The 18,322-nt window shown below is 39.0% G+C and carries 15 protein-coding genes; 14 read left to right on the forward strand and 1 reads right to left on the reverse strand.

Annotated elements, in window-relative coordinates; all coding sequences use genetic code 11:
- Nucleotides 1-13 precede the first annotated feature (13 nt).
- The 14 genes from sov to FCR2A7T_RS07180 all read left to right on the forward strand — a co-directional run bounded on the left by sov (nucleotide 14) and on the right by FCR2A7T_RS07180 (nucleotide 16,783).
- Complete coding sequence (gene sov / locus FCR2A7T_RS07115) at nucleotides 14-7,219, forward strand: T9SS outer membrane translocon Sov/SprA (RefSeq protein ID WP_035117832.1); 7,206 nt, start codon at nucleotides 14-16, stop codon at nucleotides 7,217-7,219.
- Between the two features lie 61 nt (nucleotides 7,220-7,280).
- Nucleotides 7,281-7,661, forward strand: coding sequence for a glycine cleavage system protein GcvH (gene gcvH, locus FCR2A7T_RS07120; RefSeq protein ID WP_023570607.1), 381 nt, complete (start codon nucleotides 7,281-7,283; stop codon nucleotides 7,659-7,661).
- A complete protein-coding gene (locus tag FCR2A7T_RS07125) occupies nucleotides 7,651-8,049 on the forward strand; it encodes a VanZ family protein (RefSeq protein WP_035117731.1) in 399 nt (132 codons plus the stop codon). Before gcvH ends, FCR2A7T_RS07125 begins: the two co-directional genes overlap by 11 nt.
- 37 nt (nucleotides 8,050-8,086) lie before the next feature.
- A complete protein-coding gene (gene deoC / locus FCR2A7T_RS07130) occupies nucleotides 8,087-8,830 on the forward strand; it encodes a deoxyribose-phosphate aldolase (RefSeq protein ID WP_023570609.1) in 744 nt (247 codons plus the stop codon).
- Nucleotides 8,831-8,894: 64 nt separating this feature from the next.
- Entirely contained in the window at nucleotides 8,895-11,036 is a 2,142-nt protein-coding gene (locus FCR2A7T_RS07135) for a hypothetical protein (protein ID WP_023570610.1), read from the forward strand.
- Between the two features lie 80 nt (nucleotides 11,037-11,116).
- Nucleotides 11,117-11,632 (forward strand): SRPBCC family protein, encoded by a 516-nt coding sequence (locus FCR2A7T_RS07140; RefSeq protein ID WP_023570611.1) that lies wholly within the window; start codon nucleotides 11,117-11,119, stop codon nucleotides 11,630-11,632.
- A gap of 124 nt (nucleotides 11,633-11,756) precedes the next feature.
- Nucleotides 11,757-12,671, forward strand: coding sequence for a heme o synthase (gene cyoE, locus FCR2A7T_RS07145; protein ID WP_023570612.1), 915 nt, complete (start codon nucleotides 11,757-11,759; stop codon nucleotides 12,669-12,671).
- Between the two features lie 6 nt (nucleotides 12,672-12,677).
- A complete protein-coding gene (locus FCR2A7T_RS07150) occupies nucleotides 12,678-13,259 on the forward strand; it encodes a cytochrome c oxidase subunit 3 (protein WP_023570613.1) in 582 nt (193 codons plus the stop codon).
- A gap of 44 nt (nucleotides 13,260-13,303) precedes the next feature.
- Entirely contained in the window at nucleotides 13,304-14,281 is a 978-nt protein-coding gene (locus tag FCR2A7T_RS07155; RefSeq protein WP_023570614.1) for a cytochrome c oxidase subunit 3, read from the forward strand.
- Between the two features lie 21 nt (nucleotides 14,282-14,302).
- Nucleotides 14,303-14,653, forward strand: a complete 351-nt coding sequence (locus FCR2A7T_RS07160) for a cytochrome C oxidase subunit IV family protein (RefSeq protein WP_035117734.1) — start codon at nucleotides 14,303-14,305, stop codon at nucleotides 14,651-14,653.
- Between the two features lie 77 nt (nucleotides 14,654-14,730).
- Nucleotides 14,731-15,381, forward strand: a complete 651-nt coding sequence (locus FCR2A7T_RS07165) for a hypothetical protein (protein ID WP_023570615.1) — start codon at nucleotides 14,731-14,733, stop codon at nucleotides 15,379-15,381.
- 6 nt (nucleotides 15,382-15,387) lie between these two features.
- Nucleotides 15,388-16,014, forward strand: a complete 627-nt coding sequence (locus FCR2A7T_RS07170) for an SCO family protein (protein ID WP_023570616.1) — start codon at nucleotides 15,388-15,390, stop codon at nucleotides 16,012-16,014.
- Complete coding sequence (locus FCR2A7T_RS07175; protein WP_023570617.1) at nucleotides 16,015-16,554, forward strand: DUF420 domain-containing protein; 540 nt, start codon at nucleotides 16,015-16,017, stop codon at nucleotides 16,552-16,554.
- Entirely contained in the window at nucleotides 16,544-16,783 is a 240-nt protein-coding gene (locus tag FCR2A7T_RS07180) for a hypothetical protein (RefSeq protein ID WP_035117737.1), read from the forward strand. The genes FCR2A7T_RS07175 and FCR2A7T_RS07180 overlap by 11 nt, the downstream gene beginning before the upstream one ends.
- Before the next feature lie 85 nt (nucleotides 16,784-16,868).
- Here FCR2A7T_RS07180 and FCR2A7T_RS07185 read toward each other — a convergent pair whose 3' ends face one another.
- The gene (locus FCR2A7T_RS07185) at nucleotides 16,869-18,260 is read right to left on the reverse strand and encodes a DUF4403 family protein (RefSeq protein ID WP_023570619.1); all 1,392 of its coding nucleotides are present in this window, start codon (nucleotides 18,258-18,260) and stop codon (nucleotides 16,869-16,871) included.
- Between the last annotated feature and the right edge of the window lie 62 nt (nucleotides 18,261-18,322).

The following is an 18,322-nucleotide window of genomic DNA, read 5'->3' on the forward strand; positions in this document are numbered from 1 at the left end:
AGATATTTTCAAGATCGATAAATTTGGTTTAACCATACTGTTGCTGTTTTTTGGTTTTTTTCTTCATGCTCAGGTAGATGAGGAAGTAAAGGATTCCGTAAAAACCGGTGTAGATTTAGGACATTTGCAACTGGGAAATCCGCAAAGCATCACCGAAGCCTATACTTATGATCCGGCATCAGACCGATATATTTATACCAAAACGTTTGACGGATTTAATATCAACTACCCCATTATATTAACGCCCCGAGAATACGAAGAACTTCTTACCCGTGAATCCATGCGGGATTATTTTCAGAAAAAACTCGATGCAATAGACGGAAAAAAGGCCGGAGCCGAAGAAGCTAAAAAAGATTTATTACCGCGTTATTATGTGAATTCCGGTTTGTTTGAAACCATTTTCGGTGGCAATACTATTGATGTGAAACCAACAGGTTCCGTGGAAATGGACTTGGGCATTCGTTTTACCAAACAGGACAATCCGTCATTTTCGCCCCGAAACCGAAAAAGTTTAACCTTCGATTTCGATCAGCGAATCAGTTTGAGTTTGCAGGGAAAAGTGGGGACACGATTGATGGTGAATGCCAATTACGACACACAATCCACTTTCGCATTTCAGAATTTAATCAAATTAGAATATACGCCAACCGAAGACGATATCATTAAAAAAATTGAAGTCGGAAACGTGAGTTTCCCATTGAACAGTTCCTTAATTCGTGGAGCGCAGAGTCTTTTTGGTGCTAAAATGCAGCTTCAGTTCGGAAAAACAACCATTACCGGAGTTTTCTCGGAACAAAAATCCCAAACCAAGTCGGTTACTGCTCAGGGCGGAGGAACTTTGCAGGATTTCGAATTGTTTGCGTTGGATTACGACACCGACCGTCACTACTTTCTTTCACAATATTTCCGAAACAAGTATGATGAGGCGATGAAAACTTATCCGATTATCAGCAGCCGTGCTCAGATTACCCGTATCGAAGTTTGGATTACCAACAAGCAAAACCGTATTAATACTGCCGATAATAATTTGCGAAATATTATTGCTTTGCAGGATTTGGGGGAAGGACAACTTACCGATGCCGATGGTGTCGATATCACCGCCTCTACAGTAGGGGTTCACAACCAAGGACTTGCGAATTTTTATAACGGATCACAATTTAATAATCCGAGTGACAACAGTAATAACCTTTTTGATCCTGCATTGATTGGTATTGCACCGGGATTGCTTAATGGAGCAATACGGGATGTGGCTACTGCAAGTAATGGGTTTAATGCACCGGTAGCTGCTATCGAAGGGAAAGATTATACCAAACTTGAAAATGCTCGGAAGCTGTCGCCGAGTGATTATACCTACCATCCGCAGTTGGGGTATATTTCTCTTAATCAGCGATTGGCCAATGATGAAGTTTTAGCCGTTGCCTATCAATATACGATTGGTGATAAGATTTATCAGGTAGGGGAATTCGGAACGGACGGAGTCGATGCAACCGATGTAAGTTCCGGAATACCAACAACACAAAGTTTAGTGCTTAAGATGCTGAAAAGCAATCTGAACAACATAGATCAACCGGTTTGGAATTTAATGATGAAGAATATTTATCAGATTCCGGGCGCTTATCAGTTGTCTAGAGAGGATTTCCGATTTAATATCGTTTATACCGATCCGTCACCGCTGAATTATATTAATCTAGTGGCACCATTACCTAGTCCGGATCTGGTTACCAGTACGCCTTTGTTGAAAGTATTCAATCTGGATAAATTAAATTATACCAACGACCCTCAGGAGGGTGGTGACGGATTCTTCGATTTTATTCCGGGGATGACTATTGATCCTCAAAACGGCCGAATCATCTTTACTACGGTTGAGCCATTTGGTAAGCTGTTGTTTAATAAATTACGAACCAGCCCTTTTGAGGATTATAATGAAGCTAACACAACGAATACCTTCAACGATAACCAAAAGAAATACGTGTTCCGAAATTTATATAAGAAAACACAGGCTTTAGCCCTTCAGGATAGTGAAAAGAATAAGTTCCAGTTAAAAGGGAAATTCAAATCCACCGGTGGCGATGGGATTTCAATAGGGGCTTTCAATGTGCCTCAAGGTTCTGTTGTAGTTTCTGCGGGAGGACGTGTTTTGGTGGAAGGAGTCGATTATACTGTTGATTATCAACGAGGCCGTGTTCAAATTTTGGATCCGTCCTTATCAACAACTCCTATCGAGGTTTCGGTGGAAAATAACTCGGTATTCGGACAACAAACAAGACGTTTCTATGGATTGAACGTTGAACATAAATTCAGTGATAAATTCCAATTGTCGGGAACCTTCCTTAGAATGTCGGAAAAACCGTTTACCCAAAAATCCAACTACGGTCAGGAATCGGTAAACAATACGATAGTGGGACTAAACGGTAATTTCTCTACAGAGGTGCCTTTCTTTACCAGAATGGTAAATAAATTACCAAATCTTGATACCGATGTACCGTCCAATTTGTCATTCCGTGGGGAAATTGCCTACTTGATGCCGGGGAACTCCAAGAACGATCGATTCAATGGCGAATCCACTATTTATATTGATGATTTCGAAGGGTCACAATCAACAATCGACATGCGTGCGCCTCAAGCTTGGTCTTTGGCCAGTACACCATTGGAAGGTAATCTGGATGGTGTTCCCGGTGAAGCAACGCCGCCTTCAGACGATTTGTCTGTCGGATACAAAAGAGCCAAACTGTCTTGGTATACCGTAGATCCAATTTTCTATGTAGATTCGCAAAGACCCGACGGTATTTCGGAAGCCGATTTGCGTTCCAACAGAGTACGCCGAATTTACAGTGATGAGTTGTACCCTAATACGGATATTGCCCAAGGGCAAACAACAGTTGTAAGTACTCTGGATATGACCTACTATCCCACAGAAAGAGGGCCTTACAATTTTAGTCCGCTGGCTAATCCTGTTACGAATGCATTGGCCAATCCAACGGACAACTGGGGAGGTATCATGCGTTCCATTAATTCAACCAATTTTGAACAGTCCAATGTGGAATACATTCAGTTTTGGATGATGGATCCTTATTACGGACAAAACCCTGAAGACACAACACCGGTTACCAACACCGGTAAGTTAACCATAAACTTAGGGGAAATCTCTGAGGATATTTTAAATGACGGTAGAAAATTGTATGAAAACGGATTGCCGGAAGTAGGCTCTACGTTGCCGACTTACACGACCAACTGGGGTAAAATTCCAGCGGCCCAATCGTTAATTTATGCTTTTGATTCTAATGAAGGTAACAGAGCTGTGCAGGATTTAGGTTTTAACGGTTTGAGCGATGCAGAAGAAGCGGTTAAATACCCAACATTCGCTGCTAGTTCCGACCCTGCTGCAGACAATTATCAATATTATCTTAGTGCCGGCGGTAATGTTATTGAGCGCTATAAAAATTATAATGGAGTTGAAGGGAATTCCCCGGTATCATTATCCGACACTAATCGAGGTTCTTCAACATTACCCGATGTAGAGGATATTAATCGGGACAATACGATGAATACCATTAATGCTTATTATAAATTCGAAATCCCGATTACACCTAATCCTGTTATTGGTCAGAATTATGTAGTTGATACGAGGGTTAATGATGCCGTTCCGATTGCAAACGGTACCACGAAAGTAAGATGGGTATTGTATAAAATTCCTATTCTAGAAGCAACCGCAGCCAATACGGTAGGATCGATATCCGATTTCCGTTCGATACGTTTTATGCGAATGTTCCTTTCGGATTTTCAGGAAGAGTTGACACTGCGTTTTGGTTCTTTGGATTTGGTACGTGGCGAATGGAGACGTTTCCTTTCTTCTATGGATAATAATGATCCGGATGTTACCGATGATAATACCGGTTTTGATGTTACGGCATTGAATATTCAGGAAAACGGGAGCAGAAGCCCAATTCCGTATGTGATGCCTCCGGGAGTTCAACGTGAACAATTAAATAATAATAATTCCATTATCAATCAGAATGAACAGTCACTTTCTTTACGGGTGTATAGTAAAGACGGCTCTCCTAGCGGTGGTTTGGAAGAGAAAGATGCTCGTGCGGTATTTAAAAATGTGAGTGTAGACATGCGCCAGTTTAAAAAACTGAGAATGTTCCTTCATGCTGAGTCTCTTGAAACAAGTACCGATCTGCAAAATAATGAAATGGTCGGGTTCATTCGTTTCGGAAATGATTTTACACAAAATTTCTATGAAATTCAGATTCCGCTGAAACCAACTGCTTTTGGTGAAACCGATCCAGCTAAAATATGGCCTGTTGCTAATGAGATTGATTTGTCCTTGTCTTTGCTGACCCAATTGAAAATATTAGCCTTGCAAAACAATTTACCGCCGGATGATGATTTGACCGACGGAATTCAATTTGTTAACGAAGACTATCTTGACGGTTCTTTGGCCGGTAAGGAAAACTTACTTCGTGTGGGAGTGAAAGGAAATCCGAATTTTGGATTGGTGCGAACGTTGATGGTTGGGGTGCGAAACCGAACCAATCCAGGTAAAACAATTCGTGGGGAAGTTTGGTTTAACGAACTTCGAATGTCGGATATGGACAATAAAGGCGGTTGGGCTGCCGTAGCCAACATGGATACCAATTTTGCTGATTTTGCCAATGTGTCTGCTACCGGAAGGAAATCAACCATCGGTTTCGGAGGACTGGAAGAAGGACCAAACGAAAGAAGCCGTGAAGATGTGTTTCAGTATAATGTGGTTTCTAACGTAAATGTAGGGAAACTGCTTCCTAAAAAATGGGGCATTACCATACCGTTTAATTATGCCGTTGGTGAAGAAACCATAACCCCAAAATTTGATCCTTTTTATCAGGATATCGAATTGCAGCAATTGTTGGATGTAACCCAAGATGAAGCAGAGAAGAAAAATATAAAAAACCGAGCGATAGATTATACCAAGCGTACCAGTATTAATTTTATCGGAGTTAAAAAAGAACGCAGTCAGGATCAGAAACAGCATTTTTATGATCCGGAAAATCTAACGTTGTCGCATTCTTTTAACGAGATGCAACACCATGATTTCCAAATACAAAGTTTGGTGGACCAGCAAGTTAAGAGTAGCGCCGATTATGCTTTTGCGTTCAAACCTAAATCGGTTGAACCTTTCAAGAATACGAAATTCATGAAGAAAAGCAGCTATTGGAAGATGTTAAGCGATTTTAACTTCAGTTATTTGCCTTCAACAATTTCGTTTTCCACAAATGTATTGCGTCAGTATAACAGACAGGAATTCCGTCAGGTAGATGTTGAAGGAATAGGGTTGGATCCATTGTACCGAAGAAATTATTTGTTCAATTACAATTACGGATTTAACTATAACCTTACCAAAGCATTGCGTTTTAATTATACGGTGGCAACCAACAATATTGTCCGCAATTATTTTGATGAAAATAAACGACCAATCGATGAGCTGACGATTTGGGATGATTACTTTAACATCGGAGAAGCAAACATGCACACCCAGCAATTGGTTGTGAATTACGATTTGCCGATTAACAAAATCCCTGCATTGAGTTTTATTAAGTCCAGCTATTCCTATACCAGTGATTACAGTTGGCAACGTTCATCGGATGCCTTATCTTCCATTGATTATAACGGAGTAAATTATTCTTTGGGGAATACCATCCAGAATGCAGGATCGCATAAGCTGAATACCACGTTCAATATGGATATGCTATATCGTTATGTGGGTATTACAAATAAAACCAAAAAACAACCGGGGGGCAATGTGAAACCTGCAGCGCCAAAACCGGGGCAGAAGTTAGCGGCTGCACCAACAAATGTGGCGAATGAGCGCGGATTGTTAACCGAAAGATTGATTGGGTTGGCAACGTCACTCAAAACCCTTCAGATGAATTATACACAAAATGAAGGAACAATGCTTCCGGGTTACCTACAACGTGTTGGTTTCCTTGGAACTTCAAAGCCAACAGTCGGATTCGTTTTGGGTAGTCAGGCAGATGTGCGTTATGAAGCGGCGAAAAATGGTTGGTTGACCTATTATCCGGAATTCAATCAGAATTTTACTCAGGTTAAAAACAAAACATTAAACGTAACCGGACAGCTGGAATTGTTTCCTGATTTTAAAATAGACATTACAGCTGATAGAGTGTTGAGTGAGAATTATTCTGAACAATATGATGTTTCTGCTGACGGTCAGTACAACTCCCGTTCGCCATACAACTATGGAAATTATTCCATGTCAACGGTGTTGATAAAAACGGCATTCAGTCAGAGTGATGAAAACATGTCGGCGGCTTTTAATGACTTCCGAAATAATCGTTTAATCGTGGCTAACAGATTAGCAATAGGTAGGGGAATCGATATTAATAACCCGGCCAATATTGATGCTGATGGATTCCCTAAAGGGTACGGAAAGAACAGTCAGGCGGTTTTGCTTCCGGCGTTCTATGCCGCTTATACGGGCACTGATGCGTCCAACGTAAAAACGGGTCCGTTCCGTGACGTACCTATTCCGAACTGGAATGTAAAATATACCGGATTAATGCGATACCAATGGTTTAAAGACAACTTTAAGCGTTTCTCTTTGCAGCATGGGTACCGTGCGTCGTATACGATTAATTCTTTCCGTTCGAATTTTGAATACGATCGAAATCCGGATCCTGTGGTGGCTTCGGGAACAGTTAATTATCCTGTGAAAACCATCATTTCCAATGTCAATCTGGTGGAACAGTTCAATCCTTTGGTGCGACTTGATTTTGAGATGAAAAACTCATTCAAGATTTTAGCCGAAATGAAAAAAGACCGTGCGCTTTCGTTAAGTTTTGACAACAACTTGTTGACGGAAGTGAAAGGAAATGAATACATCGTGGGATTGGGTTACCGTGTAAAAGATGTTATTTTCAGTACGATTCTGGCTGAGGATCCTTCGGGAGTAATAAAAAGCGATTTGAATCTGAAAGCCGATGTATCGTTCCGAAACAACAAAACAATTGTGCGTTATCTGGATTATGATAACAATCAGCTGGGTGGCGGACAGAATATCTGGTCGATTAAATTCACCGCCGATTATTCCTTCAGTAAAAACTTGACAGCGATTTTCTATTACGATCATTCGTTCTCCAAAGCGGTTATCTCGACCACTTTCCCGATAACAAATATACGTTCCGGATTTACGCTGCGATATAACTTTGGAAATTAAGGGAAAAACATTTTATAGTTACCCCGAATAAATATACATTTGTCGAATAAAAATAAACACAATGAACATACCAGCTAATTTAAAGTACACAAAAGACCACGAATGGGTAAGCCTTGATGGCGATATTGCAACTGTAGGAATTACAGATTTTGCGCAAAAAGAACTAGGAGATATTGTTTATGTTGAAGTGGAAACATTAGATCAGACTTTAGCAAAAGATGAGGTTTTCGGAACTGTTGAAGCTGTGAAAACGGTTTCTGATTTGTTTTTACCGCTTTCCGGTGAAATAATCGAATTTAATGAAGAATTGGAAACTACTCCTGAAGCAGTAAATTCAGATCCTTACGGAGCAGGCTGGATGGTAAAAGTTAAAATTTCCGATGCATCGGAAATTGACGCATTGTTATCAGCGGACGCATACAAAGAATTAATTGGAGCATAAGAAGAATTTTTTTTTAGCGGTTTTTTGGACCATTGGAATCACGGTAGCTTGTCTGATAAGCATAAGTGAAGTCCCTAATATTTCCATTGCCGGTAAAGACAAATCAGTGCATTCGTTTTTTTATTTTGTTTTTTCTGTTTTGTGGTTTTTGTTTTTAACAAAAGAAATGCCGCATTGGAGTTTTGTAAAAAAAGCAGTTCTTATTCTTTTTTCCGCGCTGGTTTACGGTGCAATCATTGAAGGATGTCAAGAACTCTTTACGGCTTCAAGGAAAGCAGATGTTTACGATGTGGCGGCAAATGTTTCAGGAAGTATACTGGCCATTTTAGTCTTGCGCATCACGGAAAATATCCGAAAGCGAAAAGCAATTAAAAATAGTAGTAAATAAATCTCCCACTTCGGTGGGATTTTTTTATTTTTATCCCATGGATATAAGACAATATTTAGACTCAACGTATTTAAAAACAGCAGCACAAGCCGGTTTAACAAAAGCGGAAAATACAGCTGTGGTAAAAGGTTTTGTTCAGGAAGCAATCGACGAAAAATTCAAACTCATCATGATTCGCCCGGACATGGTGGAAATGGCCAGGGAAATAATTAACGCGGCCAATTCTAAAGTTACTATTGGAACCGTGATTGATTTTCCAAACGGAAACAGCACATTGGAAGAAAAGCTAAAGGAAGCGGCTCAGGCCATTGAAGATGGGGCTGATGATTTGGATTATGTGGTGGATTATGAAGCGTTCAAAGCCGGCGAGATTGATCTGGTAAAGAAACAAGTTCTTGAAGGTACCCGTTTGGGGCTTGCCCATAATAAAATAGTAAAGTGGATTATTGAGGTGGCTGCTTTAAATGAGCATCAGATTGTGCAGCTTTCCGCCTTAATTAAAAATGTGGTAATGGCTCATTTCAAGGAAGATCAATATGCAAATGTTTTTGTAAAATCGTCTACCGGTTTTTATCAAACACAAGGAGGGTTGCCCAATGGTGCTACCGTACCTGCAATTAAATTAATGATTGAAAATTCGTTTCCGTTACCGGTTAAAGCGGCTGGCGGCGTTCGAACCTATGATGAAGCATTAGAGATGATTGCTCTGGGAGTGAAACGAATCGGGACGTCTTCTGCAAAGGCAATTGCCAATGGTGAGATTTCCAAAAACGAATACTAGAACATACATTACGAAAGGGATTGCAGCGCACTGTAAATGTATGGACAAGCAATAAAAACAGAACATGAGATATTTAGTAGCGTTATTTTTTTTCTTCGGCTTTTGCCAAATGAGTAGGTCGCAAACCAATCTGGTGGAGCAGTTTCCTGTTTTTCCCGATTGTAAAGTGGCAACCACGAATCAGCAGGAAGCTTGTTTTTACAATCAACTTCAGGATTTTATTTATAACAATTTTAAAGTACCCCAAGTTGTTGCGGAAAAGAAATACAAAGGAGGCGTTATCGCGTTATTCGAAGTGGACACTACAGGGGCTTTTAAAGTAATGTATGTTGATGCGGCTTTTCCGGAACTTGTTGATGAAACCAAACGTGTTTTTTCGCAATTGCCTAAAGTGGAGCCTTCCCAATATGCCGGAAAACCTACGTATTCAAAATATTCGGTTAAAATAGCCATTCCATTGGTAAAACCGCAGCCTTTCGGAGCAGAAGCGGTAGTTGAAAATGTTATGAAAAACAATACGATTGATCCCAATTCCGAGTCTAAGGAATTTGAGAAAATCGTGTATAAAAAATTCGAAAATCCGCAATTCAAGAGTCATCTTAACATTCCTTTTTCCCATAATAATTACGGAGTGTTTGATGCGCCCATGAATCAGGTAGGAACCAACAATCACACGGCGTCAAAACCGTATTCCTATGCGGAGGTTTCCCGATATTATGATTTGAATGGCGTGTATAAGAAGAACATGCTGAATAAAAGCTCGTGGTTTGGTCGTAAAATATGGAATGAAAATACGGTGGCCATTCAGGGAGAACAGTATTGGTTTACCATGAATCCGATTTTCGATTTCCGTCTGGGGAAAGATTTCAGCAGTAAAACGGTTAACAGTACATTCGTAAACACACGAGGAATTCAGATTCAAGGTGGTTTGGGGGAACAGTTGTTCTTTTCAACTTCCATTTTTGAAAGTCAGGGACGTTTTGCTGATTATTATAATAATTATGCAAATTCGATTCGTCCTTCAGGTGGAAATCCGGCCATTATTCCTGGAATCGGAATCGCTAAAGAATTCAAAACTGATGCTTATGATTTTCCATCAGCGGAGGCAAATATAACCTACGTACCCAGTAAGATGATTAATCTTCAGTTGGGGTACGGCAGAAATTTTATTGGTGATGGGTATCGTTCTTTATTAACGAGTGATGCGGCCAGTCCGTACCCGTTTTTCAAAATCAACACCACTTTCTGGAAAATTAAATACACCAACACCTATATGTGGCTGAAAGATGTTCGTGATACTGTAACCGTTGACGGCACCTACGCGTCCAAATACATGGCAAATCATTATTTGAGTTGGAATGCTTCAAAACGTTTGAATATCGGGTTATTCGAGTCGGTAATCTGGACTAATACCAACAATAGAGGCTTCGATATGAACTTTGTCAATCCAATTATTTTTTATCGAACGGTCGAGTTTGCTTCTTCTTCCCGAAGCGGTAACGCAACATTGGGTCTTACCTCAAAATACAAATGGAACAGTAAAGTAAATCTGTACGGCCAGTTTTTGTTGGATGAATTTTCATTGGGCGACATGAAAGGCGGTAACCAAAGCTGGAAAAATAAATTCGGATATCAATTGGGGGCAAAATATTACGACGCATTTAAGATCAAAAACTTATTGCTTCAGGCGGAGTACAACCATGTACGCCCTTATGTGTATTCCCATAGTAGGGCCATTACCAATTACGCCCATAACAACCAGAGTATGGGTCATTTATGGGGTGCTAACTTCCGTGAATTTGTAGCTATTGGGCGTTATTATAAAGGAAGGTTGTTTGCCGATGCAAAACTGGTTTACGGGATTAAAGGATTTGATTATGCGAAATCTATAGATCCAGAAAATAATCCAATTCCTAATTCTAATTATGGTGGTGATATTTATCGCGAATATGATGTTGAGCGTTATTCGGACACCGGGGTGAAAGTTGGACAAGGAAACAAAACAACCATCATGATTGCCGATTTGCAGGCTGGATATGTGGTAAATCCGACGATGAATCTGAAGGTATTTGGAAATCTGATTTACCGTAATTTCGATCCTACCAAAGAAGTGGCATCTGCAACTTTAAATATTCAGAAGTCTAATACCGTGTGGTTTTCTATTGGACTTCGTTCCGACCTATTTAACTGGTATTATGATTTTTAGCGGTATTTAAGAAAATATTTCGTACATTTAAAAATCAACTAAAAAAAATAAGTGTATGGGAATTTTAAAAAAAACTACTATTGTTCGTTGTTGCAGTACTTGCAATTTTGTTAATCGCTGGTTTGTTTCTTAAAAAAGATTATGCGGTTGAAAAGGAAGTTGTGATTCATCGTTCGCAAGACGATGTATTTCATTATTTAAAAATGGTGAAAAATCAGGACAACTTCAGTGTTTGGAATAAAAAAGATCCGAATGCTAAAAAGGAATACAAAGGGACTGATGGCCAGGTAGGTTTTATTGCATCCTGGGAAAGTACCAATAAAGAAGTGGGAAAAGGGGAGCAGGAAATAGTCGGTATAGATGAGAATAAGCGCATTGATTTTAAACTGAGATTCAAAGAACCTTTCGAGGCCGAAGACAATGCCTACTTTATTACTGAAAAAACCGGGCTTTATGAAACAAAGGTAAAATGGGGTTTCAAAGGGCATATGAATTATCCGATGAATCTTATGTTGCTCACTTTTGATATGGATAAGGAAGTTGGGGGCGCTTTGCAAACCGGACTTGAAAATTTAAAAACAATTTTAGAAGAATAATTGGAAAAGGCAGACGAAAGTTTGCCTTTTTTGTTAAAACTGAAGATGGTTTTTGATTTTAAGAGATTGCTTTTGAGTTAATATAAAAATTGAAGTATATTTGCGCACCGTTTATGGGACTTAAATGAAAACTGCATTGGATACTTCAGATAAATCGTTAACACTAACCTCGTTGCTTACTGATTTTAAAGAAATCACAAAAGCCGGATTGGCTATCAGTGTGGTTTTTTCCTCAATAGTTGGGTATCTTCTTGGTGTTTCGGAAGAGTTTCCTTTCTCATGGCTGACGTTTGTTTTGTTGGGTATCGGTGGTTATTGCATGGTAGGAGCCTCCAATGTTTTCAATCAGATTATTGAAAAAGATCTGGATGCTCTGATGGACCGAACCAAAAACCGTCCGCTTCCTTCCGGAAGAACCAGCAAACAAAATGCGTTTATTCTTGGGGTGGTGCTAACGCTTACAGGCTTGGCAATTTTGTATAGCATTAATCCTAAAACAGCTATGTTTGGGGCTATTTCCATTTTTCTTTACACCAGTGTTTATACGCCTTTAAAAACAATAACACCGCTTTCGGTATTTGTAGGAGCTTTTCCAGGAGCTATACCGTTTATGTTAGGATGGGTAGCGGCAACCAATAATTTCGGAATCGAAGCCGGAACGTTGTTTTTGATTCAGTTTTTCTGGCAGTTTCCCCATTTTTGGGCAATCGGCTGGTTTTTGTATAAAGATTATGAAAAAGCAGGGTTCTTTATGTTGCCTACCGGGAAACAGGATAAGAAAACAGCATTGCAAACCATTTTATATACCATTTGGCTGATTGTAGCTTCGCTACTTCCGGTTTTAGGATTTACGGGCGACTTGAAACTGAGTTACATCGCTGCGGTAATCGTATTCCTTTTGGGGTTGTGGATGCTTTATTTTGCAGTGAAATTATACCGTGAAATGGATGAAAAAGCAGCTAGAAAGTTAATGCTGGTTAGTGTTTCATATATTTCGCTGTTACAATTGGTTTACGTTATAGATAAATTTTTACGATAGATAATTATGGAAATGTCAATTCAGGAACACAATGAACGAAAAGCAAAATCGTATAAGATGCTGCTTTGGTTTGGGATGATGAGTGTGGTGATGATTTTTGCAGGATTAACCAGTGCTTTTGTTATCAGTAAATCGCGTCCGGACTGGATTAGTGATTTGGCTGTGCCCAAAGCATTTATGATAAGTACCGTTGTTTTGTTGATAAGCAGTGTTACTTTTCATTTGGCTAAGCTTTCAATTAAAAAAGACGACAGAAGTAAGACAACGCTGTTTTTAACCGCAACCTTAGGTTTGGCTTTGGCTTTTGTTTGGCTTCAGTTCTCAGGGTTTAACGAATTGTTTAATAACGGACTTGTGCCAACAGGACCAGACAGTACGATTACCGTTGCCTTTCTTTATGCTTTCGTTATTGTGCATGTTGTACACCTTGTTGGGGGTATATTTGCACTTTTAATTATAATTTATAATCATTTTAAACAAAAATACAATTCCACTCAAACCCTTGGTATAGAGCTTGGTGCGATGTTTTGGCACTTTCTTGATTTCTTGTGGTTGTATTTGTTTTTATTTTTCTATTTCTACAAATAGAAAAAAAATGTAAATTTGGGAACTTTTTAACTAATAACTTTACAATGGGAGCGACAGTTACTACAACAGCTACTAACGGAAAAACTTGGGACGGCGGAAACGAGCCGATGGGAGCAAGTTATGGCAAAATGATGATGTGGTTTTTTATCGTATCAGATGCTTTAACATTCTCCGGATTTTTAGCAGCCTACGGTTTTTCAAGATTTAAATTTATTGAAACTTGGCCAATTGCCGACGAAGTGTTTACGCACTTTCCGTTCTTACATGGTGTGGAAGCGCCGATGTATTACGTGGCCTTAATGACATTTATATTGATTTTCTCTTCTGTGACTATGGTTTTGGCTGTAGATGCAGGACACAAATTGCAAAAAACTAAAGTTGCAGTTTACATGCTTTTAACCATCGTAGGAGGTTTTATCTTCTTGGGCTCTCAGGCATGGGAGTGGAAAAACTTTATTCAGGGTTCTCACGGAGCTATCGAAACTAAAGGGGGTTCTATTCTGCAGTTCGTAAACAAAGAAGGAGAAAGAGTGGCTTTGGCTGATTTCGCAGCACATTTGCCTAAAGAAAGAATCCAGAAAGAAAAAAATCTTGGGGTTTGGTTCGAAAGCGGTGAAACGGTTCCTACTTATTCTGTGGAAGAAGTTGTGGAAGGTTTCAAAGCGAATCCGGATTTGTTAATCCGTTCTGAATATTTGAACAAAGACAAAAAGAAAACCGTTTTAACCAGAGAGCAATCTTTAGAGCGTTTGAAGGAAGCTAAATTAGTAGTTGAAGGTGCTAATTTGAAAAGAAACGAATACGGACATAAATTGTTTGCGAATTTCTTTTTCTTCATTACAGGATTCCACGGATTCCACGTATTCTCAGGGGTAATGATTAACATTTTGATTTTCTTCAATGTTATTCTTGGAACCTACGAGAAAAGAAGAAGCTATGAAATGGTTGAAAAAGTTGGATTGTACTGGCACTTTGTAGATTTAGTATGGGTGTTTGTATTTACATTCTTCTATTTAGTGTAATTTTTATAATAACGAAGTATCATGGGACACGCACACGAATCGAATACAAAAAGAATATGGTTGGTTTTCGGACTTTTATCGGTAGTGACTATCGTTGAAGTTTTCTTAGGAATTCACAAGCCACATTCCTTATATATGACAAACCTTTTGTCAATGAATTTATTAAACTGGATATTCATTATATTAACAGTTGTTAAAGCGTACTACATTATGTGGGCGTTCATGCACCTGGAAGGTGAAAAAAGTAATTTAAGATGGTCAATAGTTGGACCATTAGTGTTTCTAATTCTCTATTTAGTGTTCATCTTACTAGTAGAAGGTAATTATGTTTTTGATGTGTTTAAAACTTCTCATTATAAATGGATTTTTTAATAACATATTAACTTATAAAAAGGGTACGCAATTGCGTACCTTTTTTTATTTTTGTACCCAAGTAAACCGATTCTTAAATGAAAAAATATATTGTTCTTACCGTTTTGTTTGCCTTGCCAATTTGTGCCTATTTATTCTTCTCCTCAGGAGTTAATAATTTTGCCAAATTACCAACGCTAACCCCGAATGTACCGGAGCTGTCCACTTGGACAACTTTAGACGGAAAACCTGTTCAGCTGAAAGAAAAAATTACCATTCTCGGATTTCCCGGAACGGAAATTCTGAAGGAAAAAGGGAATGCTTTCAATCTCGATCAGAAAATTTACAACAAGAATAAAGAGTTTAAAGACTTTCAGGTGGTGATGTTGGTACCCGACGGAACTCAGGATCAGGCAAAACAATTGATGGCCGAATTGGGCAGAATATCCGATTTGTCGCACTGGTTCTTTGTTTTTGCAAAACCGGAGGAAATCAAGGCTTTTTATGCCAAACTAAATCTTGTGGGGCAATTGAATCAGAATCTGGCAACACCTAATGTTTTTATTATAGATAAAGATTTGAACCTTCGTGGCCGAAAAGGAAAAAATAAAAAAGGAGAAGTAGAGTACCGCGAAGGCTATAATACCATTTCGGCTGCCGATTTGCACAATGAAATGGCGGATGATGTAAAGATTATTTTGGCCGAGTACCGTCTGGCATTGAAAAGAAATAATAAAAGAAAAATATAAGCAGTAATGAAAAACAAATCATACATAGGTATTTCATTCATTGTATTGCTGTTCGGAATCTGGGCCGTGCCGAAAATCATTGCCAAATTTCAAAAATCCGATTTGCATACCATGGGGCCGGTGCCTTCTTTCGTGTTGACCGATCAGAACAATAAAAAGATTTCCGATAAGGATTATCTTGGAAAAGTTTATGTGGTAGAGTTTTTCTTTTCCACCTGTCCGACCATTTGTCCGAAAATGAACCAGAACATGTTGCAGTTGCAAAAAGAATTCTACGGAAAACCGGATTTCGGCATTGCATCGATTACCATTGATCCTGCAACCGACACTCCGGAACATTTGAAAAAGCATGCCGAGGAATTGGGCGTAAAGCATTACAATTGGCATTTTCTGACCGGTGATAAAGAGTACATTTACAAACTGGCACAAACGGGTTTCAATTTGTACGCTGCCGAAAATAAAAATGTAAATGGCGGATTTGAGCATTCCGGAATGTTTGCCTTAATCGACAAAGAAGGAAATATTCGTTGCCGTAGAGATCAGTTTGATAATCCGATTTTGTATTACGACGGATTGGAACAAGCCGGGATTGATATGTTAAAAGAAGATATTAAAAAATTATTGGAAGAATAGATGGAAAATGCTGTAGAAAAGAAATACAACAAGTGGATTGTCGTTTTATCAGTTGCCATTCCTTTGGTGGTGGCGTTGCTGTTTGGAGTGAATTTAAGAAAATTGGGTTATGATGTGGAACCGTTATCGTTTTTACCGCCCATTTACGCTACAATAAACGCGATTACGGCAGTATTGTTGGTCGCAGCTGTTTGGGCTGTTAAGAATGGGAAAAGAAGTCTGCATGAGAGACTAATGAAAACTGCTATTGCCTGTTCCGTTGCCTTTTTGGGAATGTATGTGGCGTATCACATGACATCAGATTCGACTAAATTTGGCGGAGAAGGAATTGTAAAATATGTCTATTATTTTATTCTGGTAACGCACATCCTGCTTTCCATTATCATTATCCCTTTTGTATTGATTACTTATGTAAGAGCAATTTCGAATAGTTTTGAACGACATAAGAAAATTGCTAAAATCACATTCCCGTTATGGTTGTATGTGGCGGTAACCGGTGTTGTTGTTTACCTAATGATTTCTCCGTATTATGCGCATTAAAAAGTGGAATTGGATAGTAATCCTCGGTTTTTTAATTTTTAGCTTTTCAGCTGAAGCACAATGCGCGATGTGTCGTGCTGCATTGGAAAGTGAAGAATCCGGGGTGCAGGCAGGCGCCGTAAATGACGGAATTGTATACCTCATGGCAATTCCTTATATCTTGGTAGCCGCAATCGGATTTGCAATTTACCGATTGAAATACGGAAAGAAAAAGGAAGTGAATAAATAATGAAAAGCAGTTTCGTAAGAAACTGCTTTTTCGTTTGTGTCATCTATTGTCTGAAATCTGCTATCTTCAAACCGCTCTGTTTGAATTATTCCATCCCATCAATTTTCACGCTCATTTGTCCTGAGGTTTTAATAAAGGCGATGATGGCTTTATCGGTAAGTTCTACTTTGTCGAATTCAAAATCATTTAATGCGCCATTTACAAAAACACCTTTCATTGGGGAATAGTTGTTTAAATACGGTAACATGTTTTTCTTTCCGTCTTCTAAATTGCCTTTGATGGAATAGCGACAACTCTCTTGGATTTTTTTCAGAATCATACCGCTTAAAAGCCAATTGGCGGTCTTTGTTAATACGCCTTTGGTGTTTAAAACATAATCCAGTTGATCAAAATAGATTTCTTTGGTAACAGCATTGTAATTCGGATATCCCGCCAAATAAATGGTGCCGTCAATACTGCCGGTCATGTCTAAAGCGATAATCATTTTACCGTCTTTGTGCCATAAATCGACTTTTTGCACTGTAATTTTACGACTTCCGGAAGCAAAGGTTTGTCCCTGAAAGTTTTTGGTTAGTATGCGCGAAGCACTTTCATAGGTAGAAACTGCCGCTACTGTGGCTTCAATTTTGTTGGGCATTTTGCTCACCGGTTTTAATACGATGGCTTCTTTTTTGAAAGTATTTGCGGGTTGTTGTCCTACAATGGTTTGCATGCTGCATTTTAGTCCCATGTCCATGGTAATTTTGCTTTTGGACAGAACGGCATCGGTTACATACAATTCAGAAGGAATGAGCTTGAACCAGGTTTCATATTGTTCGCTGGTTTGAAATGGTGTGCTTAATTTTTCCAAAACCGATAAAACCATTGGCTTGAAATCAGTTGTTTTGTTAATGGCGTCGTCAATTTTTTTGGCAATTTTAGCTTTGAAAATACGCAGGGTTGGATTTACCAGATAGGTTATCGGAACATTTCTTCCGGCTACGACAATCGACGGACTTTCACTCCACTCGAAATCCTGAATTTCCGATGTCGTGGTTAGTTTCCAGTTCGAAAGCCTTGCATCACTTAAAAGCGTTATGGTTCCGTTTAGGTTGATTTCCCGAATGTCGTTCAGTCCAAGATAATCGGACCCGTATTTTACTTTTGCCCAGATTTTCATCGGAATCTCGGATTGAATTTTACCGTTTTTTTCCGTCAGTTTTATAGGGGCCTGTTTCCAGATTTTCATCTCGGTCTTGTCGTCTTCCATGATACTGTCGTTGTAAATCAGTCCCGAAAGTGCTTTGTTGAGTTGGTTCTCAATTTCTTTCAGTGGAACTTCTACCGGCATATTGATGTAGGAAGTGGTAGTTTTATAAACGGTTGGTGTGTTGTCGCTCGGCAGTGGTTTCAGTGCCTCAATCTTTTTGGTAGAGGAACAGCTGATGAATACTGTTAGTAATGCCAAAAGAGCTATTGTGGTTATTAGTGTTTTCATGTGAATTTTTAATAAAACGCTGTAAAAGTATAATTTTTATAGATTGAAGAATGTAACTTTTT

Source organism: Flavobacterium cauense R2A-7 (genome assembly GCF_000498475.1).
Lineage (GTDB): Bacteria > Bacteroidota > Bacteroidia > Flavobacteriales > Flavobacteriaceae > Flavobacterium > Flavobacterium cauense.

Bases quoted from the DNA above. Each gene is read 5' to 3' on its own strand.
- FCR2A7T_RS07170 (WP_023570616.1), top strand. From the start codon at position 15,388: ATGAAAAACAAATCATACATAGGTATTTCATTCATTGTATTGCTGTTC.
- deoC (WP_023570609.1), top strand. From the start codon at position 8,087: ATGGATATAAGACAATATTTAGACTCAACGTATTTAAAAACAGCAGCA.
- FCR2A7T_RS07185 (WP_023570619.1), bottom strand. From the start codon at position 18,260: ATGAAAACACTAATAACCACAATAGCTCTTTTGGCATTACTAACAGTA.
- cyoE (WP_023570612.1), top strand. From the start codon at position 11,757: ATGAAAACTGCATTGGATACTTCAGATAAATCGTTAACACTAACCTCG.
- FCR2A7T_RS07175 (WP_023570617.1), top strand. From the start codon at position 16,015: ATGGAAAATGCTGTAGAAAAGAAATACAACAAGTGGATTGTCGTTTTA.
- FCR2A7T_RS07155 (WP_023570614.1), top strand. From the start codon at position 13,304: ATGGGAGCGACAGTTACTACAACAGCTACTAACGGAAAAACTTGGGAC.
- FCR2A7T_RS07180 (WP_035117737.1), top strand. From the start codon at position 16,544: ATGCGCATTAAAAAGTGGAATTGGATAGTAATCCTCGGTTTTTTAATT.
- gcvH (WP_023570607.1), top strand. From the start codon at position 7,281: ATGAACATACCAGCTAATTTAAAGTACACAAAAGACCACGAATGGGTA.
- FCR2A7T_RS07160 (WP_035117734.1), top strand. From the start codon at position 14,303: ATGGGACACGCACACGAATCGAATACAAAAAGAATATGGTTGGTTTTC.
- FCR2A7T_RS07150 (WP_023570613.1), top strand. From the start codon at position 12,678: ATGGAAATGTCAATTCAGGAACACAATGAACGAAAAGCAAAATCGTAT.
- FCR2A7T_RS07165 (WP_023570615.1), top strand. From the start codon at position 14,731: ATGAAAAAATATATTGTTCTTACCGTTTTGTTTGCCTTGCCAATTTGT.
- FCR2A7T_RS07135 (WP_023570610.1), top strand. From the start codon at position 8,895: ATGAGATATTTAGTAGCGTTATTTTTTTTCTTCGGCTTTTGCCAAATG.